Source organism: Pseudomonas putida, assembly GCA_041071465.1.
Classification (GTDB): domain Bacteria; phylum Pseudomonadota; class Gammaproteobacteria; order Pseudomonadales; family Pseudomonadaceae; genus Aquipseudomonas; species Aquipseudomonas putida_P.
This window is the reverse complement of sequence record CP163498.1, coordinates 3649848-3667396: the sequence shown is the minus strand read 5'-3', so window position 1 is coordinate 3667396 and position 17549 is coordinate 3649848. Positions and strand designations below refer to the sequence as shown.

The 17549-nt window shown below is 58.6% G+C and carries 15 protein-coding genes and 1 pseudogene; all 16 read right to left on the bottom strand.

Features of this window, described 5'->3' with window-relative positions; all coding sequences use genetic code 11:
* Positions 1-2: 2 nt before the first annotated feature.
* A pseudogene (rfbD, locus tag AB5975_16945) lies at positions 3-898 on the bottom strand (dTDP-4-dehydrorhamnose reductase).
* Positions 895-1965, bottom strand: a complete 1071-nt coding sequence (rfbB, locus tag AB5975_16940; protein ID XDR18357.1) for a dTDP-glucose 4,6-dehydratase — start codon at positions 1963-1965, stop codon at positions 895-897. The pseudogene rfbD and the gene rfbB overlap by 4 nt, the downstream one beginning before the upstream one ends.
* A 102-nt stretch (positions 1966-2067) precedes the next feature.
* Positions 2068-4065: a polysaccharide biosynthesis protein gene (locus tag AB5975_16935; GenBank protein ID XDR18356.1), complete on the bottom strand. Its 1998-nt coding sequence runs from the start codon at positions 4063-4065 to the stop codon at positions 2068-2070.
* A 58-nt stretch (positions 4066-4123) separates the two neighbouring features.
* Positions 4124-5137, bottom strand: a complete 1014-nt coding sequence (locus AB5975_16930) for a glycosyltransferase family 4 protein (GenBank protein XDR18355.1) — start codon at positions 5135-5137, stop codon at positions 4124-4126.
* On the bottom strand, positions 5134-6105 hold the full coding sequence (locus AB5975_16925; protein XDR18354.1) for a UDP-glucose 4-epimerase family protein: 972 nt from the start codon (positions 6103-6105) through the stop codon (positions 5134-5136). The genes AB5975_16930 and AB5975_16925 overlap by 4 nt, the downstream gene beginning before the upstream one ends.
* Entirely contained in the window at positions 6105-7205 is a 1101-nt protein-coding gene (locus tag AB5975_16920; protein ID XDR18353.1) for a DUF1972 domain-containing protein, read from the bottom strand. Before AB5975_16920 ends, AB5975_16925 begins: the two co-directional genes overlap by 1 nt.
* Positions 7195-8286, bottom strand: coding sequence for a glycosyltransferase family 4 protein (locus AB5975_16915; protein XDR18352.1), 1092 nt, complete (start codon positions 8284-8286; stop codon positions 7195-7197). Before AB5975_16915 ends, AB5975_16920 begins: the two co-directional genes overlap by 11 nt.
* Entirely contained in the window at positions 8283-8990 is a 708-nt protein-coding gene (locus AB5975_16910; protein XDR18351.1) for an acyltransferase, read from the bottom strand. Before AB5975_16910 ends, AB5975_16915 begins: the two co-directional genes overlap by 4 nt.
* Positions 8987-9835: a hypothetical protein gene (locus AB5975_16905; protein ID XDR18350.1), complete on the bottom strand. Its 849-nt coding sequence runs from the start codon at positions 9833-9835 to the stop codon at positions 8987-8989. Before AB5975_16905 ends, AB5975_16910 begins: the two co-directional genes overlap by 4 nt.
* Positions 9795-11060 carry a hypothetical protein gene (locus AB5975_16900; protein XDR18349.1) on the bottom strand — a complete coding sequence of 422 codons (1266 nt, stop codon included), beginning with the start codon at positions 11058-11060 and terminating at the stop codon, positions 9795-9797. Before AB5975_16900 ends, AB5975_16905 begins: the two co-directional genes overlap by 41 nt.
* A 2-nt stretch (positions 11061-11062) precedes the next feature.
* Positions 11063-12499 carry a hypothetical protein gene (locus tag AB5975_16895; GenBank protein XDR18348.1) on the bottom strand — a complete coding sequence of 479 codons (1437 nt, stop codon included), beginning with the start codon at positions 12497-12499 and terminating at the stop codon, positions 11063-11065.
* Between the two features lie 3 nt (positions 12500-12502).
* Positions 12503-13774 (bottom strand): O-antigen translocase, encoded by a 1272-nt coding sequence (locus tag AB5975_16890; protein XDR18347.1) that lies wholly within the window; start codon positions 13772-13774, stop codon positions 12503-12505.
* 3 nt (positions 13775-13777) lie between these two features.
* Positions 13778-14890 carry a DegT/DnrJ/EryC1/StrS family aminotransferase gene (locus AB5975_16885; GenBank protein ID XDR18346.1) on the bottom strand — a complete coding sequence of 371 codons (1113 nt, stop codon included), beginning with the start codon at positions 14888-14890 and terminating at the stop codon, positions 13778-13780.
* The gene (locus AB5975_16880; GenBank protein ID XDR18345.1) at positions 14883-15350 is read right to left on the bottom strand and encodes an acyltransferase; all 468 of its coding nucleotides are present in this window, start codon (positions 15348-15350) and stop codon (positions 14883-14885) included. The genes AB5975_16885 and AB5975_16880 overlap by 8 nt, the downstream gene beginning before the upstream one ends.
* A complete protein-coding gene (gene rfbC, locus AB5975_16875) occupies positions 15343-16317 on the bottom strand; it encodes a dTDP-4-dehydrorhamnose 3,5-epimerase (GenBank protein ID XDR18344.1) in 975 nt (324 codons plus the stop codon). Before rfbC ends, AB5975_16880 begins: the two co-directional genes overlap by 8 nt.
* 75 nt (positions 16318-16392) lie before the next feature.
* Entirely contained in the window at positions 16393-17454 is a 1062-nt protein-coding gene (locus tag AB5975_16870; protein XDR18343.1) for an LPS O-antigen chain length determinant protein WzzB, read from the bottom strand.
* Positions 17455-17549 lie beyond the last annotated feature (95 nt).

The window sequence follows — 17549 nt, the reverse complement described above, 5'->3', positions numbered from 1 at the left end:
GGTCATTTCTCGTGTATTTCCGTGAGCATGCGGGCCACTCCCTGGCGCCAGTCTGGCAGGTTCAGGGCAAAAGCCTTCTGCAGTTTGTGGGTATCAAGACGTGAATTGGCCGGTCGCTTGGCCGGGGTCGGGTAGGCGTCGGTCGTCAAAGGGTTGACCTGTTCGGCGTGGGTTTTCAACGCCACGCCTTGTGCCGCCGCCTGCTCGAGCACGAAGCGGGCATAACCGCACCAGGTGGTTTCGCCGCCAGCCGCCAGGTGGTACAGGCCGGCCAGGGCCGGGTTGCGACGGGTGGCGGTGATGGCGTGGGCGGTGATGTCGGCGATCAGTTCGGCGCCAGTCGGGCGCCGTGCTGGTCGTCGATCACGCCCAGGCTGTCACGTTCGCCGGCCAGGCGCAGCATGGTTTTGGCGAAGTTGTTGCCGCGGGCGGCATACACCCAGCAGGTGCGGAAGATCAGGTGCTGGCAACCGGCAGCCTGGATGGCTCGTTCGCCTGCCAGCTTGCTTTCGCCATAGGTATTCAGCGGGCCAACTGCGTCGTCTTCGCGCCAGGGCTGGGTGCCCTGCCCAGGGAACACGTAGTCGGTGGAATAGTGCACCAGCAGTGCGCCGCAGTCGGCGGCAGCACGGGCCAGCACGCCGACGGCTTCGGCGTTTACCTTGAAAGCTTGCTCGCGGTCGCTTTCGGCCTTGTCGACGGCGGTATAGGCGGCGGCGTTGACGATGACATCTGGGGCGTAGGCGCGCACGGTTTCGGCCAGGCCTGGCAGGTTGGCCAGGTCGCCGCAGTGCGCCTGGCTGCGGCTGTTCAGCGCCAGCACCTGGCCCAGCGGGGCCAGGCTGCGTTGCAGCTCCCAACCTACCTGGCCGTCCTTGCCCAGTAGCAGAAGTTTCATGCCGAGCGCCCTGCGTAGTTCTTCTCTACCCAGTCGCGGTAGCTGCCGGACTGTACGTTCTGCACCCACTCCTGGTTGTCGAGGTACCAGGCCACGGTCTTGCGAATGCCGGTTTCGAAGGTTTCAGCGGGTTTCCAGCCCAGCTCGCGCTCCAGCTTGCGGGCATCGATGGCGTAGCGGCGGTCATGGCCGGGGCGGTCGGTCACGTAGGTAATCTGTTCGGCGTAGGGCTTACCGTCGCCGCGTGGGCGCAGTTCGTCCAGCAGTGCGCATACGCGGTTGACGATTTCCAGGTTGGGCTTTTCGTTCCAGCCGCCAACGTTGTACACCTCACCGGTGGTACCGGCTTCCAGTACGCGGCGAATGGCGCTGCAGTGGTCTTTGACGTACAGCCAGTCGCGAATCTGCTGACCGTCGCCATACACCGGCAGTGGCTTGCCGGCCAGGGCGTTGACGATCATCAGCGGAATGAGTTTTTCCGGGAAGTGGTACGGGCCGTAGTTGTTCGAGCAGTTGGTGGTCAGTACCGGCAGGCCGTAGGTGTGGTGATACGAGCGCACCAGGTGGTCGCTGGCGGCCTTGCTGGCGGAATACGGGCTGTTTGGCTGGTACTGGTGGGTCTCGGTGAAGGCCGGTTCGTCGGCGGCCAGCGAGCCGTACACTTCGTCGGTGGATACATGCAGGAAGCGGAACGCCTGGCGTGCCTGGTCATTCAAGCCACCCCAATGGGCGCGGACGGCTTCCAGCAGGCGGAAGGTACCAACGATGTTGGTTTCGATGAAGTCTTCGGGGCCGTGGATAGAGCGGTCGACGTGGGACTCGGCAGCAAAGTTGACGATCGCGCGCGGCTGGTGCTCCTGCAGCAGGCGGGCTACCAGCTCAGAGTCGCCGATGTCGCCGTGCACGAAGATATGGCGCTTGTCACCCTGCAGGCTGCTCAGGGTTTGCAGGTTGCCTGCGTAGGTGAGTTTGTCGAGGTTGACCACAGGCTCATCGCTACCCGCCAGCCAGTCGAGCACGAAGTTCGCGCCAATGAAACCCGCACCACCAGTTACCAGAATAGTCATCGTTCAGTTTTTCCCATTTCCCGCTGTCAAACTTCACTGCGTTTGAAGTTCATATGGGCGTTGCTTTGCAGGCAACACCTGTTCTGTTTGTTTGTGCCGCGCTCAGGGCTCCAGACGCCGACGCTGGTACAGCCAATCGACAATTTCCCCGCCGGGCACATAGCCGCTCACGGTGTCGCGCAACAGCTGGCGCACGGTGGCGAAGTCATCGACCGAAGAGGCGGCCCGCAGCGCCTCCAGGCGCTGCTTCAGCACATCCCAGGGCAGGTAGTCTTCGTTGGCGCTCATGATCATGGGGTGGCGCGTGGCAATCACGTTGTCGCCGATCAGCAACTCTTCGTAAAGCTTCTCACCCGGGCGCAAGCCCGTGAAGTTGATGGCGATATCGCCCAGCGGGTTGCGCTCGGAGCGAATGCTGAAGCCGGACAGGTGAATCATTTTTTCCGCCAGCTCCACAATCTTTACCGGCTCGCCCATGTCCAGCACGAACACATCCCCACCCTGCCCCATGGAGCCGGCCTGAATCACCAGTTGCGCGGCCTCGGGAATAGTCATGAAGTAGCGGGTGATTTTTGGGTGGGTCACGGTCAGCGGCCCGCCAGCCTTGATCTGCTTGTGGAAGAGCGGGATGACCGAGCCCGACGAGCCCAGTACGTTGCCGAAACGCACCATGGTGAAGCGGGTTTTGTTCACCTGCGACACGTTGCCGGTGTCGCCCATCAACACGGGTGCCAGCTCGCGGCTAAGGGCCTGCAAAACCATTTCGGCCAGGCGCTTGGTGCTGCCCATCACATTGGTGGGGCGCACGGCCTTGTCGGTGGAAATCAACACGAAGTTGGCAACACCGGCCTGCAGCGCGGCCTGGGCGGTGTACAGGGTGCCGAACACGTTGTTCGACAGGCCTTCGGCAATGTTGTGCTCGACAATGGGCACATGCTTGTAGGCGGCGGCGTGGTACACCGTATCCACTTGCCAGGCACGCATCACGTCCAGCATCTTGGCCTGGTCACGTACCGAGCCGAGGATCGGGATCAACTGCACGGCCAGCCCTTCGCGAACGATGCGCTGTTCCAGCTCGCCGGCAATGGTGTACAGGTTGAATTCACTGTGCTCGAACAACAGCAAGGTACGCGGGGTTTGCCCGAGAATCTGGCGGCACAGTTCGGAGCCGATCGAGCCACCGGCGCCGGTCACCATCACCGTCTGGTCGATGATGCAGTGCTGCAACAGGTCGCCTTGCGCAGGCACCGCGTCGCGGCCCAACAGGTCGGCGATGTCCACTTCCTGGATGTCGTCCACCTTCACCCGGCCGCTGGCCAGGTCCATGAAGCCGGGCACACTGCGCACGTGCAGCGGGTAGCCTTCCAGCAGGTTGAGGATTTCACGGCGACGGCTGCGGCTGACCGAGGGCAACGCCAGCAGGATTTCTTCGGCAGCAGTGTCGTCGATCATGCGTTGCAGCTGTTCTGGCTGATACACCTGCAGGCCGGCGATCACCCGGTCGGTGATGCTGGCGTCGTCGTCGATGAACGCCACCGGGCGCATGGCCTTGCCCATGCGCAGGGCCGCCACCAACTGGTTGCCTGCAGAGCCCGCACCGTATACAGCTACCCGTGGCAGGCCGTCATCACGGTTGGCGAAGGGCACGTGCTGCACGGCGGTGGCGAACCAGTCACCGAGGAAGTACTGGCGCATGGCCAGGCGCAGGCCGCCGACCATGATCAGGCTCAGCCACCAGTAGTTGAAGGTGATCGAGCGTGGCACCACGTTCTGGTGGTTGCTGGCCCAATAGATGATGAAGCCCAGGATCAGCGCCGACAGGGTCACGGCCTTGATGATGGCGATCAGTGCATCATTGCCGAAATAGCGCATCACCGCCCGGTACAGGCCAAAGCGGATGAACAACGGAATCGAGATGATCGGCGCGGTGATGAACAACCAGGTGTGATCACGAACAGGGTTGGCCAGGTCGTCGATACCCAGGCGCACGACAAACGCCATCCACAGCGCGAACCAGACCAGAACCACATCCGTCGCTACCTGAATCAGCCGTTTGTGACGTCGAGGTAGTCCAAGCAGTCTTGAGCGCAGCTTATCCATAAAACCTCTTAGGGCTTTCCAAAGTGACATGTCTACTGTCTTCGTCCTATCACTTTAGCTAGTGTTCGAGTTCACCGGCGCGCCAGCGCACGGCCAGATATGCCAATGGCAGGTAGGCGATGATCACGCCCCACACGCCGTCCAGGCCCAGTAACAGCACACACAGGGCTACCGGCAGTAGCCAGAACAGGTTGATCACTGCCACCGCCAGGGTGACCGGTAGGTGTTTGCCATAGTGCCGCGAGGCAAACTGGTAAGCGTGGCTGCGGTGTGCTTCGTACACCTTGTCACCGCGCAACAGGCGGCGGATCAGGGTGAAAGTGGCATCCACGACGAACACCCCCAGCAGGATCAACCAGCACCAGAACAACTGCGGCGAAGCCCATGCGGCCTGCAGCGACAGGCCCGCCAGCACGATGCCGAGGAAGCCGCTGCCGGCGTCGCCCATGAAGATCTTGGCTGGCGGGAAATTCCAGAAAAGGAAGCCCAGCGTGGCCGCAGCCAGCAACAGCGGCAGCGCCATCAACTGCGGCACACCGGCCAAGGCCGACAGCAGCACCATGCCCAGGCAGGCGGTGACCGCTTCGACGCTGGCAATACCATCAATGCCGTCCATGAAGTTATACAGGTTAAGCATCCACACGGTGTAGAACGCCGCCAGAATGAAGCCGAACCACTGCAGGTCGAGGGTAAAGCCGAACACCTGCAATGGCGCCAGGCCACCCAACCAATACAGCATCCACGCGGCTGCAGCGAAGTGGCCGAGCAAGCGCCAGCGGGCCGCGATGTGCCCGTGGTCGTCCATGAAGCCGATGACCGCGATCAACGCCCCTGCCCCACCAATGGCAACCAGCGCCGCCAGCGGCACGGCACCGACCAGGCCCAGCACCGGCAAGCAAGCCAGAAAGCTCAGCACAATGGCCACACCGCCTCCCCTTGGCGTAGGCACGGTGTGCGAACTGCGCGCGTTGGGCACGTCGATGATCTGCTTGTTCAGGGCGTAGCGCCGCAGTGCTGCGGTCAACAGCAGGGATGCACCTGCGACCAGGGGGATAAGCCACCATGCCGTCATTTGTCTTGCTCTTTCAAAAAGTTGAGTGCCGTGGCCCGCAATGCCTGGTCCACGTCCAGCGGGGGCTGCCAGCCCAGCAATTCACGGGTTTTGCCACTGTCTACCTGCAACGAACCGCACAAACGCTGGGCCAGGGCGCCCTTGCCGGCCAAGGTCGCCGCCCCCTTCAACCAGGCAGCGGGAACGGGCAGCAACCTGGCGGGCTTGCCCAGTGCCTGGCCAAGCCGTTGCAGCAACTCGGTGGTGGACAGGTCGTGGCCATCGCTGGCCATGAACGTCTGGTTGGCCGCTGCCGGGTGATCGATACAGGTAAGCAGCAGGTCCACCAGGTTATCCAACGCCACCAGGCTGCGCTTGTTGTGAATGGCGCCGAATGGCAGCGGCACGCCTTTGCTCAGCCAGTTCATCATGCTGCGGAAATTGGCTTTTACGCCTGGGCCATACACCAGAACCGGGCGCACGATTACCACTTCCAGCCCGGTTTGCGCTGCCAGTTGGCGCAGGCCATCTTCGGCTTCACGCTTGGAAATACCGTAGGGGTCTGATGGCGCAGGGGCTTCGTCGGCCGAAAAAGGCTGGCGGCCGTCGGTGGTTTCACCGTTCACCTTCACCGAGCTGACAAAAATGAAGCGCCGCACGCCGGCCTGGGCAGCTGCCCGGGCCAGGCTCAAGGTGCCTTCAACGTTTACCCGACGGAACTCGGCCAATGGGTCGGTTGCGGTTTCCCGCATCACATGCACGCGCGAGGCCAGGTGAATCACGGTGTCCACTTGCTCGAAATGGCCGGATGCCACATCCACCGCCGCGAGTTCCCTGAAGGGCTGGTAGTCGACACCGGCCAGCCGCTGGCCGGGCAGCTTGCGCACCAACGCCCGCGGCGCCCAGCGGGCGTCGCGGGCTAGCCGCTGCAGCAGCACCGTGCCGACGAAACCACTGCCGCCTGTGACCAGAATGCCTTGCTCGACCATCAACGATTACCCAGCAGGCGGATGAACACACTGCGGTACTGCTCCGCCACCACCGACCAGCGATAACGGCGGTTGGCAATTTCATGCAGGCGCGTCGACAGGTTTGCACGCGCCTCGGCATCGCCCAGCAGCGCCTGCACATGGTTGCGCAGCGAGGCGCTGTCGGCAAAGTACAGGGCCTGGTCTTCGGTGGTGGCGCGGTTGAACGACACATCAAAGGCCACCACCGGAAGGCCCAACCACATGGCTTCCACCAGCGAAGGGTTGGTACCGCCGGCGCTGTGGCCATGCAGGTACACCGTGGCATTGCTGCGCAGCGGGCTCAATTGCTCCACATCGTAGATCGGGTCCAGCAGGTGAATGTTGCTCACCCCTTCATACTGCTTGCGCAGTTGCACCCCGTATTCGCTGTGGTTCCAGTTGCCGATAATCGCCAACGGCATGCCAGACCCGGCAAAGGCCTCGAGAATGACATGGATGTTGTTCTCCGGCTCGATGCGGCACACCGTGAAGGCGTAAGGTGCAGCAAGGAACGGGTACGCTTGACGGGCTTGCACGCTCGGCTCGCCGGCTCGGGCCTGGTCACCACCGTAGGCAATCAATTCGCTGGGCTTGTTGTATTCGGCGGTCACGTATTCCTGCAACACCTTGTTGTCGGTGATGACAGCGTGAGCAAAGCGCACCGCCACTGCTTCGGAAAGTTTCAGGAACCAGCGGGCGAAGTTGGACCACTTGGCGCGCTTCCATTCATAGCCGTCGATGTTCACCACGATCGGCTTGCGCGTCAGTAGACGCATGAATGGCAAGGCGATGCAGCCGGAAACCCCCAGGATCAGCATCAGGTCATGCTTGCGGTACGCGTGCAGCATGCTCAGCACGTCGTACGGAATGCTTTGCACGCCATTGGCCTTGAGGTTCAGGTAAACCAGACGGGCACGTTCAAAAAACTTCGGGCGCTGGGGGTAATGCGGTGCGCTGCAATACACGGTGAGTTCACAGTCACTGGGCAGGTTGCGCACCAATTGTTCGGTCAATGTTTCCCAACCACCGTATTGAGCGGGCAAACCTACCGTACCAATCACTGCAATCTTATAGGTCATCAAACACCATCACGATATTTTTCTGGAAGTTGGCGGTGGAAAACTCACTCGCTTTCATGCGTGCGTGCTCGGACAATGCCTGGCACGCCTGTGGGTCCTGCGACAGGCGCGCAACCGTGCGCAGCAACTGTTGGTGGTGCTTCGAATCGATCTGGTAACCCTCTACCCCATCGCTGACCAGTTCGACCGGGCCGCCTACCGGGGGCACGATGGTGGGAATGCCGAATGCCATGGCCTCGAGAATGGTCAGGCCAAAGGTTTCCACCCAGCCATCCACATGGGACAGGTTCAGCACCAGGCTGGCCTCGCGGTAAAACTTCGCAACATCTGCGCTGGCCGGGCTGAGCACCAGGTTTGCCGGCAGCGCCTTGCCTGCGAAGTAGCTATCCACTTCCTGCGGGCTGGCGTTGAGTACCAGGGTAAATTTCAGCAGCGGGTCGCCAGCCAGCGCTGTGGCCAGGGCGACAAACTCGTCCACCCCTTTGTAACCCTTCAACGACGCCAGCATCAGCACATTGAAACGGCCGGCATGCAAGTGTTGGTACGGCGTGGCCATCGCCTGCTGTTGAAAGCCCTCGGCCAGGCCGTTATACACAGTCACTGCTGGCACCCCGGCCACACCCTCTTGCACCTGCAGGTACTTCGACACGTAGACCACCTTGCTGGCACAGCCGGCTATCACCCGGCGCAAGAACGCCTTCAACAGCGCTGGCCGAATGGAGGTTTCGTGCACGTGGTACACCACCTTGGCACCGCGCAAGCGTGCAGCCAGGGCGGCGCCAAAGGGCAGCATGGTGTTGATCAACACCACGTGCCCTGGTTGCACGCGGCGCAGCATGCTGAAGAACAACGCCACCTGAGAGCCGGCATAGGCCAGCAAGGTCAGCCAGCGGTTGTCGAAACGCTTGTATGCAAACTTGCAGGTGCGAACCTGCAATTCGTCGAGCACGCCGTGGCCACTGCTGCCTACATGCAGCGTGCAATCGGCGCCACTTTGCTGAAGTGCGGTAATAGTCTGGTTCAGAACCCGGGGGCTACCACTGTAGTCATTCAGTAGATGGACAAAGTGCAACGTTTTCATGCCGCCCCTTCTTCAGCAACCCGCGCCTTGATGAACTTGGCCGGCACACCGCCATAAATCGAGTTCTTGCGGTAAACACCCGCAGCTACCACCGCCCCTGCAGCAAACACGCAACCGTCTTCGATCACCGCGCCATCAAGCACGGTTACCTTGGCACCGAGCCAGCAGTTGCGGCCAATCCTGATGCCCTGGCGGGTTACGCCTTGCAGGCGGATGGGTTGCAGCGGGTCTTCGAAGTTGTGGTTTTCCGAGTGAAAGCTGACAAAGTTGCCGATGATGGTATCGCTGCCAATCTCGATGCCGCCGGCGCAACCCAGGAAGCAACCGGCACCCAGGCCGACGTTGTCGCCAATCACCAGGCCCTTGCCGATGTTGGCCAGGCTGCCGGTGCATTCGATGATGATGTGCTTGTTCAGTGACACGGCGGTGCCGAAGCGTATGCCGTCATTGGACAACGCATCCACAAAGCAGCCTTGATCGATCACCAGCCCGGGGCCGTAGTCGATCTTGCTTACTTCCTTCAGGGTTACCCCCGAGCCGATGAACGCCAACCGCCGCCGGCGCAGGCGAATCACCCCGCGACAGGCCATCAGCAGCTTGCTCACGATCAGCCCAAGCAGGTAGCCCGACGAGATCCGCCGGTCGATTACCATTGGGCGCTTCTTGACCAGCAACACCAGTTTTTCGAGCAAGGCATGCATCATTTCACGGCCCTCACCTGGGTAAACAAGGCTTTGACGAAGGCCGGGCTGCGGTAGGCAACCGCCTTGCGGATAGCGGCGTAGACCAGATACAGGTCAAGCAGGCCGCGCTGCAGCAGGCTGTGGGAATGAAAGCTGATGCGCAAACCGTGAATCATTTCTTCAAAGCGGAACAACGCGCGCTCAGGGGTATCGGCGCTGTGCTCGGACAGGTCGTGGGCAATTTCCACATCCAGTACGCAGGCCTTGGAGTAATAGCCTTCGTAGCGGATGAAAAAGTCGGTGTCGGTGGCATAGAAGCGCAGCCGCTCGTCGTAGAACGGTTTCATGCGCTGGAAGCACTGGCGAGTGAAAATCAGCCCGCTGTTGATGCCAAGCAGGTTTTTCGAGGCCACCAGGCCGGGGGCCACATCGGGGGTAAGGCGGCCCATGAACAGCCAGCGCTGGCCGGGGCTCACCAGTTGCCCATGGCTGACCAAGCGGGGCATGAACACGCCTACCTGATCGCCGTCTGGCGCACTGCGCACCTGGCCGATCTGCGCCAGGCAGCTGGACAGGCGAACGTCCGAATAGTTGGTATCGTCGTCCGAGATCATGAAAAGCTCGACGCCAGCAGCGAACGCCTCTGCGGCGACCTGGTTGTAGATCACCGACAAGCGTTGATTGTGCGCCTCGTACCAACGCACACCCGGGCACGGCTGCGCCACGCCAGGCGAGTTGTTCCAGACGTACAGTTGCAGGTCGATACCCTCTTCATGCAGCAATGCCTGCTGTGCAAGCAGCGACTGCAGGGCAATCGAGTCCTGGCTAGTTTTCCGATACAGAACGATCAGTACTGCCAAGCTCAACTTTTGTTCTTCTGTTTTCACCAATGATCACCATCACCACGATCGCGAATATGTAAAGGACCACGCTGTTCGTATAGGACTGGAAAAAGAACGAGCTCAGGAAGAACGGGTAGCTGGCAATCACGAAGTTGCCCAAGCCGTTTTTCCACGCGCTGGCATGCGGCCTGTCCCGAACGATGATCGTCACCAGCTTGTGATACCAAAGAATCAACCCCGCCATGATCAGCGCCCCGACCCATCCGCAGGTGGCCAGCAGGTTGAGCCAGAACGAGTCGAACCAGTACGGCTGGCCTGGCCCTACCGAGCCGAAGCCATAGCCCATCGGGTGCGCATTCAGCACCTGGTACATATGCAACCACTGGCGCTCACGGTCCAGTGCGGACAAATCCTGGGTGTAGCCCATCGACAGGTAGGCGAAGATCGCCATGGTCAAGCCAAAGAACTGCAGGTAACCCAGCAGCGAAATCAGCCAGGCCGTACGCAGCACCCTGGTCACCACCAGCATCGCGCAGATACACACCAGGCCGATCATGGCCGTACGCACCGAACCAATTGCGATCAACACACACAGCAGCAAAAACGCAGCGCTCAATAGCAGACGCCGGGTAAGCGACCAATCGCGCCCGCTGAGCAACACAGCCAGCGTCATGGCGGCGGTGTTCAGGATGACAGCGGAAAACTCCAGCGTGCCGGTGAAAAAACCGGAAATCCGCGGCAGCCCGTCACGCATCGAGTTATAGGGCTGTAGCTCGTAGCCTTTGGCGCTTAGCAACGGCCAGTACCAGAACTGCTCGACCGAGGCGATGGTCAGGTACTGGTACAGTGCATACAGGCCGGTGAGTACGCTCATGGCCAACACCGACCAGTACACATGGCGCAGCTTTTTCTCGGTCGACACCGCCTGCGCCCAGATGGCCACAGCCATGCCGACAAACACCGGCACGGCCAGTGCACGGAACATACGCACCGATCCCGCACTTAAGTCGCCAAACAGCAGGTACAGGAAGGCGAAGAACAGCACAATCAGCAACGACCGGCCGACTTCGAGGTTAACCATGCCACGCGCAGTGATGCTGGCCAGGGCACGCAGTAAGAGCCACATGACCAGCAACAGGCTGATCATTTCACGCCAGCCGGCAAAGGCGCTGCCCAGCCCCAATGTCAGGACGATGTAATCGCTCAAGAAAAGCAGGCAGAACAGCACGCCGATAAAGATCTTGATCACACTCACCCTCGCGCTCTAGCAAACCTGGCCAGCCGCAACAGCGTGACCTTGATCAGGATCTTGATGCGCGGCACCCAGGCGTAGGAAAGCAGCGTTCGCAACGCCAGGTTTGTGTCCATACGGCACAGGGCGTCGAAAACATCCGCAGGGATCATGCTAGTGACCTTACCTGTCGGTTTCATGAAATCGAGATTGCCCGACCACGGCAGCATGGCCGTCAGCTGGTTTTCGCTGTATTCACCCCGTTCGATGCAGGCCAGGTAGCGCGCTTTCACCGCTTCCACCGAGTTCACCTGTTGCACGGCTTCGACCACCGCTGCGCTGGGCTGCGGTTGCTCGATGCTGGCCAGCAACTGGTCGACGCTGGCCACCTTCAGGCTGTCTGCAGGGGAATAGCCCTGAATCGGCGCAACCAGCCCAACACAACGCCGGCCCTTGAGCAATTGCTCGGCGAACGCCGTACCGCCAGGTATCGGGTAGCTGTCCAGGTAGAAGTCGGCTTTTTCCGCAAAGGCCAGGTAGTCCTTGTACGGCAGGTGGCGGCGAATGAAAAAACGTCTGGGGTAACGCAGTTTCACTGTCCACCACCAAGTGTTGGTCAGTGGGTTGGCACCAATGATCCAGCACTCGGCGCTCGGGAACCTGTCAAGAATGGCCTTAATCGATGGGCGCATGTCCAGCCCGCCATGGGGCTTGTACTTGGCGGCAGAGGCTGCGCTGAACACCTTGATCCGCTCATGCGCAGGCACAGCGTCCGGCACCTTTGCTCCGCTGGTTTCAATCGGGATCGCCAGGAAGCTCTTTTGGCAGGTGAGGTGCTTATTCTTGTCCAGGTGATGCCCGTAGGCGCTGATCTCGAAGTACACATCGGCCACCGAAGCACCAAAGCTGAACACATGGTCCGCGTGGTTGACAAAATACACCGTCACCGCAGCGCCACGCTGCTGTTTCAGCAGGCCACAAGCAACGGTGGTGATTATGTCGTCCGGATGGATATGCAGCACCACCTTGTCGTATTGGGCTAGGGTGTCGACAATGGATTGCAGCCGGGCGCACGGGTCATCGCCATGCGCCACTTCGATATGGGCAAAATAGCCGGCCAGCCGTTCGAGCACCTGGGGTTTAGCGCTGCGTGCAACCAGCAGGTCCACAGGCTCTTGGTGCATGTGCGCCAGGCGCTCCATCAGTCGGGTGTGCCCGCCTTGCAGGTAGGGCTCGCTGACCACATGCAGGCAACCCCGCGATTTGCCGCTGGCAGCCGGTACCGTGACCTGGCTGGCGCACTGGGCGACCAGGTGGCGCTCCAGTGTTGCAGCATCATAGATACCCAGATCCACCGCCCACAGCAGTGCGCCATAAACCTGCGCCTGTATCAGGGCTTGGTCAGGTTCGCCGTCAAGAATGCGTCCGTGTAACTGTTCGATGACGTCCTTCATCATTACTCAGCTCCGCGCCGTATTCCCAACAATGGTGTGCAAACGGCGGAACACCGCAAGATACATGACTATTCCGTACAGCAGGTAGTTAACAGCGTAGGCAAGGGTAACCTTTTCATATCCCCACAACTGGGTTAAATAAACCGTCAATGCGTACAGCGAGAGCGTCGAAAGAATCTCTGTCACCAGATACAACCGAGTAAGCGCCTTGCCTAGCATCAGGTAGGCCATCAACCAACTCACTACCTTCAAGCTGTCTCCGACCATCTGCCATGCGAACAGTTCACGCATGGGCAGAAAGGACTCAGAGAACAGCACGTGAATGATGAAATCCCTGAGCAGATATATGACCAGGCCAGCGGAGACAGTCAAAGGCAGGATCAGCTTATACCCCTGTATGATTTCCCTACGCAGCTCACCTGCATCAGAAAGCTCGGAAAGCCTTGGCAGGTAATAGACGGCCAGTGTTGTGGTGATCAGCATGAGGTAGGCCGTGCTCAGACGCCACATGGCCTCCCAATAACCTGCATGATCCCACCCCAATTCCGTGCCCAGATAGTCACGGATGAACACATGGCACACGGGTATCGAGCACGCTGTCACCACAGCCATCAAGGCAAACTTGCCAAGCCTGGACAGCGACTGCTTGTCCAGCTCCCCGATGAAGTCGGTGATGCGGAACCATTGCGTTCGCATGCAAATGACAAGTGTGGCCATAAAGCTCAATGACTGGTAGACCGCCAGCGAAACCAACGCTCCGTACAGCCCCAGCTTTACTGTCAACGCACAGGTCACTGCCAGCGATATCAGGCTGCCAAGAATGTTGGCGAGTACATAGCGCTGCACATCCTTCTTGCCGTTCAGGATGCCGAGCAGCAGTGAGTTGAACGCAAAGAACACCAAGGTGCAGGCAAACCACACCAGTACAGGTGCAAGCGTTTCGTCATTGAAAAACCAGCCTGCCAAAGGTGCCTGCAAAACCACAATCAGCACGGCCAGCACCGCCGAGATCAGCAGTGACAGCGTGCCGGCGGTACGCCAGATCTTGCGTTGCTCAACCGGTTCATCCGCAAACTCCGCCGTGTACTTGGTAACGCCGGTGCTGACAGCACCACTGGCCAGAGTGGTGAACATAGTCACGGCATTTTGCAGCTGCCCGATAGCAGCGTATCCCGCTGGCCCTACATAAAGGGCCAGCACTTTGTTAAGCCCCAGCAATGTCGCCATCTTTACAAAAACAGCAATAGCATTCAGCAAACTGGTCTTGATCAACGTCATTAATTAATGCCCGGATACAGTAAAGCTGTTGCAGGCATCAATGACCGTCTGGATATCCGCTTCGCTCATGGTAGGGTCTACAGGCAGGCTGATTACCTTGTCATGAATCCTTTCCGTAAGCGGCAGATTCAAACCATGGTACTGGCTGTAGGCCTGCTGCTTGTGAGGAGGGATCGGATAGTGGACCAGTGTCTGCACGCCCTGCTCTCGCAGGTGCTGCTGCAGCTCGCTCCTGTATGCCGTACGGGCAACATACAGATGCCAGACATGCCCTTCGGCAGATGCAACCTGCGGCTGGGCAATATGCGGATTGTGAATACCAGCACGATAACGCGCAGCGATATGCCGACGCCTGGCGATCTCGTCGTCAAGATGCTTGAGCTTCACGTCCAGCATTGCAGCCTGGATTTCATCCAGCCGACTGTTCACACCTACGTACAAGTTCTTGTATTTTTCGTGGGAGCCGTAGTTTCTGAGAGCCCTCAGCACTTCCGCCAATTCGGGGTCCGAGGTCGTGATAGCCCCTGCATCGCCCAGCGCTCCCAGATTCTTACCTGGATAGAAGCTGAAACCCGAGGCATCTCCCCAACTCCCCGCACGCTTGCCATCAATGGAGGCACCGTGTGCCTGGGCCGAGTCTTCGAGCACGAGCAATCCGTACTCGGTGGAAATTTCGTTGATTGCTTTCATATCAGCAATCTGCCCATACAAGTGAACAGGCAAGATGACACGCGTTCTGTCGGTGATCGCCCGGCGAATGAGGGATTCGTCGATATTGAACGTTGCAGCATCTGGTTCGACAAACACAGGCTCCAACCCACTGGCAGTAATTGCCAGAATGCTGGCAATGTAGGTGTTGGCCGGGACGATAACCTCATCCCCCTGCTTGATTCGCCCAAGTTGTTTCCAGGCAGTCAGGGTCAGCGTCAGTGCATCAAGGCCGTTTGCTACGCCAATACAATAGGCAGTACCGCAATAAGCGGAAAAGTTGCTTTCAAAGCGCGCCAGTGCGTTACCGCCGATGTACCAGCCAGAATCGATGACATCGGCACATGCCTGCAGCAACTCTTCACGATATTGTTTATTAACGGCCTTGAGATTCAGAAAATCAACCATGCTCTAGCTCCCTTATTATTTTTGCAGGATTACCCACTACCACGCAGTAGTCGGGTACATCCTTGGTCACGACGGCACCAGCACCTACCATGGCATGACGCCCAATTGTGACGCCCGGGAGCAATGTCGCATTGGCCCCGATGCTGCACCCCTCTTTCAGCACCGTAACTTCATAAGCTTCGGGGTAGCACTTGGAGCGCGGTACCCTGTCATTGGTGAATGTAGCATTAGGGCCTATAAAGACATTGTCCTCTATCACCAGCCCTTCCCAGAGAAACACACCACTTTTTACAGTGACATTATCCCCCAACACCACGTCGCCCTCGATCAGGGTATGGGCGCAAATATTGCAGTTGCTGCCAATCTTTGCCCCCTTGAGGATGACCGCGTATTGCCAGATTCTGGTTTTTTCCCCGATGGCATCGGTTTGCACATCGGCCAACGCATGAATACTAGTCATGTGCGACCAACCTCTTGAAGTCGTCATAACCGCGAATATAATCGCGCTCGTCGTAAGTCTCACTGGCAATGACCATCAGCACGCAATCCTCGCTGAAGTCATGCATTTCCCGCCAGACCATGTTCTTGATGAGCAAGGCTTTGTGTGGCGCATCAAGCAAATGATCAACTCGACCGCTCCCGTCATCCAATGTCATACGGCAACTGCCGGCTAAGCAGATGATCAGTTGCTGGAGATCTCGATGAGCGTGAAACCCCCGGCTGACACCTGGTCTTGTACCAAAAATGTAATAAACGCGGCGGATCGCAAATGGAATGTTCAGCGCTTTCTCTATGCTGATCAGGCTGCCGCGGTCGTCACCGATAATTGGAAGCTCCAGGTCCTCTGTCTGCCCCCTAAGAATCAGGGGCGGCAGATCTGCCTCGCCAAGCGTAGGTGCTACTGCATCCTTGTCACTGATCAACAACCCTTCCACTTGCGGCCATTCGATCGCCAGATCTGGGTCATTCCAGGCAATACTGCGCTCATGCTCTTTGGAGTACACATTGGTAGTCCGGTACTGGAAAACAGTGTCATCCTCCAACGCAATAAAACCGTGGGCAAATCCTTCTGGCACCCACATCATCTTGCGGTTGGCTGCGGACAGCTCCATTCCTACCCACTGGCCGAAGGTAGCTGAACCTTCGCGAATATCCACAGCTACATCGAATACTGCCCCCTGAACCACACTCACCAACTTACCCTGGGCAAACGGATAAAGCTGATAGTGCAGCCCGCGCATAACTCCCTTTTTGGACAGCGAGCAATTTTCCTGAACAAAAGAGGGTGGAAGGGTTATGCCTTGCACACTAAGCAACGCATGGAATTTTGGCTCACTGTAAGACTCATAGAACCAACCCCTGTCGTCCTCGTAAACAGTGGGCTCAAACACTACAACGTCCGAAATATTTGTTTCTATGAGCTTCACGCAACCAGCCTCTTTTTAAAATTCACTAATACAGTTCAACATATCCTGCCTCGGGCAGGCCTGATATCTGGAAACTCAGGCACGCTTGAGGCGGCGCATCCTTTCAGCAGAAACCAGATGAGTAAACGAAGCCAGCAGGACGCCAAGCACCAGCCCCGCGAACGCGCCCCCCATAACAATCAGAAGCTTGCGTAGCCGGACTGGGCTATCTGGGACTTCAATGGCTCCATCCTGTTGAAACACCTCAATAACAGCAGCATTCAGCGTCAGGTTGCGATAAAAATCGAGCTTCTCCTGAACCTCACGTAAATCGGCGACGAAAGGGTCATCGGACTCCCTTGCACGAAGGTTCGCAAGCTCGGCCTCCAGCGCCTGACTGCCCCGCATATAAGTCAATGCACCCTGCATGCTGCCAGACACTTCAGCGTTTAACCCATTGGCAATGATGGGTGGCTTGCTCAGGCTAACTGCCCTGGCAACTTTCAGTGCCTCTTCCAAACGAACAATCTGGTCTTCACGTTGCCTGTGTGCCGCGTCCCTCGCACTCCGAACCTGTTGCTCCAGGTTTTTTACCAGCACTTTCACTTCCGTATCAGCATCTTCCACCAGCGTTTTTTTTGCGCGGTCGCTGGCCATTTCCGAAAACCGCGTTACCCACTTCACGCTCATGTCAGGGTCGTCGCTCAACGCCCTGACTAGAATGCGCCCGGCACTGTCTCCTGCCACAGGGTCTACAGTCAATACCTTGCCAAACTGATCATAAAGTGCATCCTGAGAACCTTGGCGAGCAGCCTCAGGAAGATTAGGCAAATAGACGGTACGGAAAAACTGGCGCCGCAGTGATTCGGACTGCAGGGAACGGAGGTAGATCTCGTAAACGTCCTTAGGCGTGAATATCTCGAGACCGCTGGCCTCGGTACGCCCGTAATTAAGCTGTGCAATGTCATTTTTTGTGGGAGGAAGGATAAAAGACTTTGCTTCGTACAAAGGCGTCTTGAGCGAAACATATACAAACGCAGCTACGGTAACTAAAGCGATACTCGACAAGATAAGCAGCTTGCGGTTCCACAGCACATCCCAGAGCTCGAGGACATCAAGGTCATCATTTCCGACTTCACGGCTACGTTCATTTCGCATTTATTCTGTTTTTCCTCAGATCCGATCACTTGCATGATTCCTGTGCTAGCAAGGCTAAGCCTTGGCTCCGACAGATCCGTCATCAGGATCTGCCG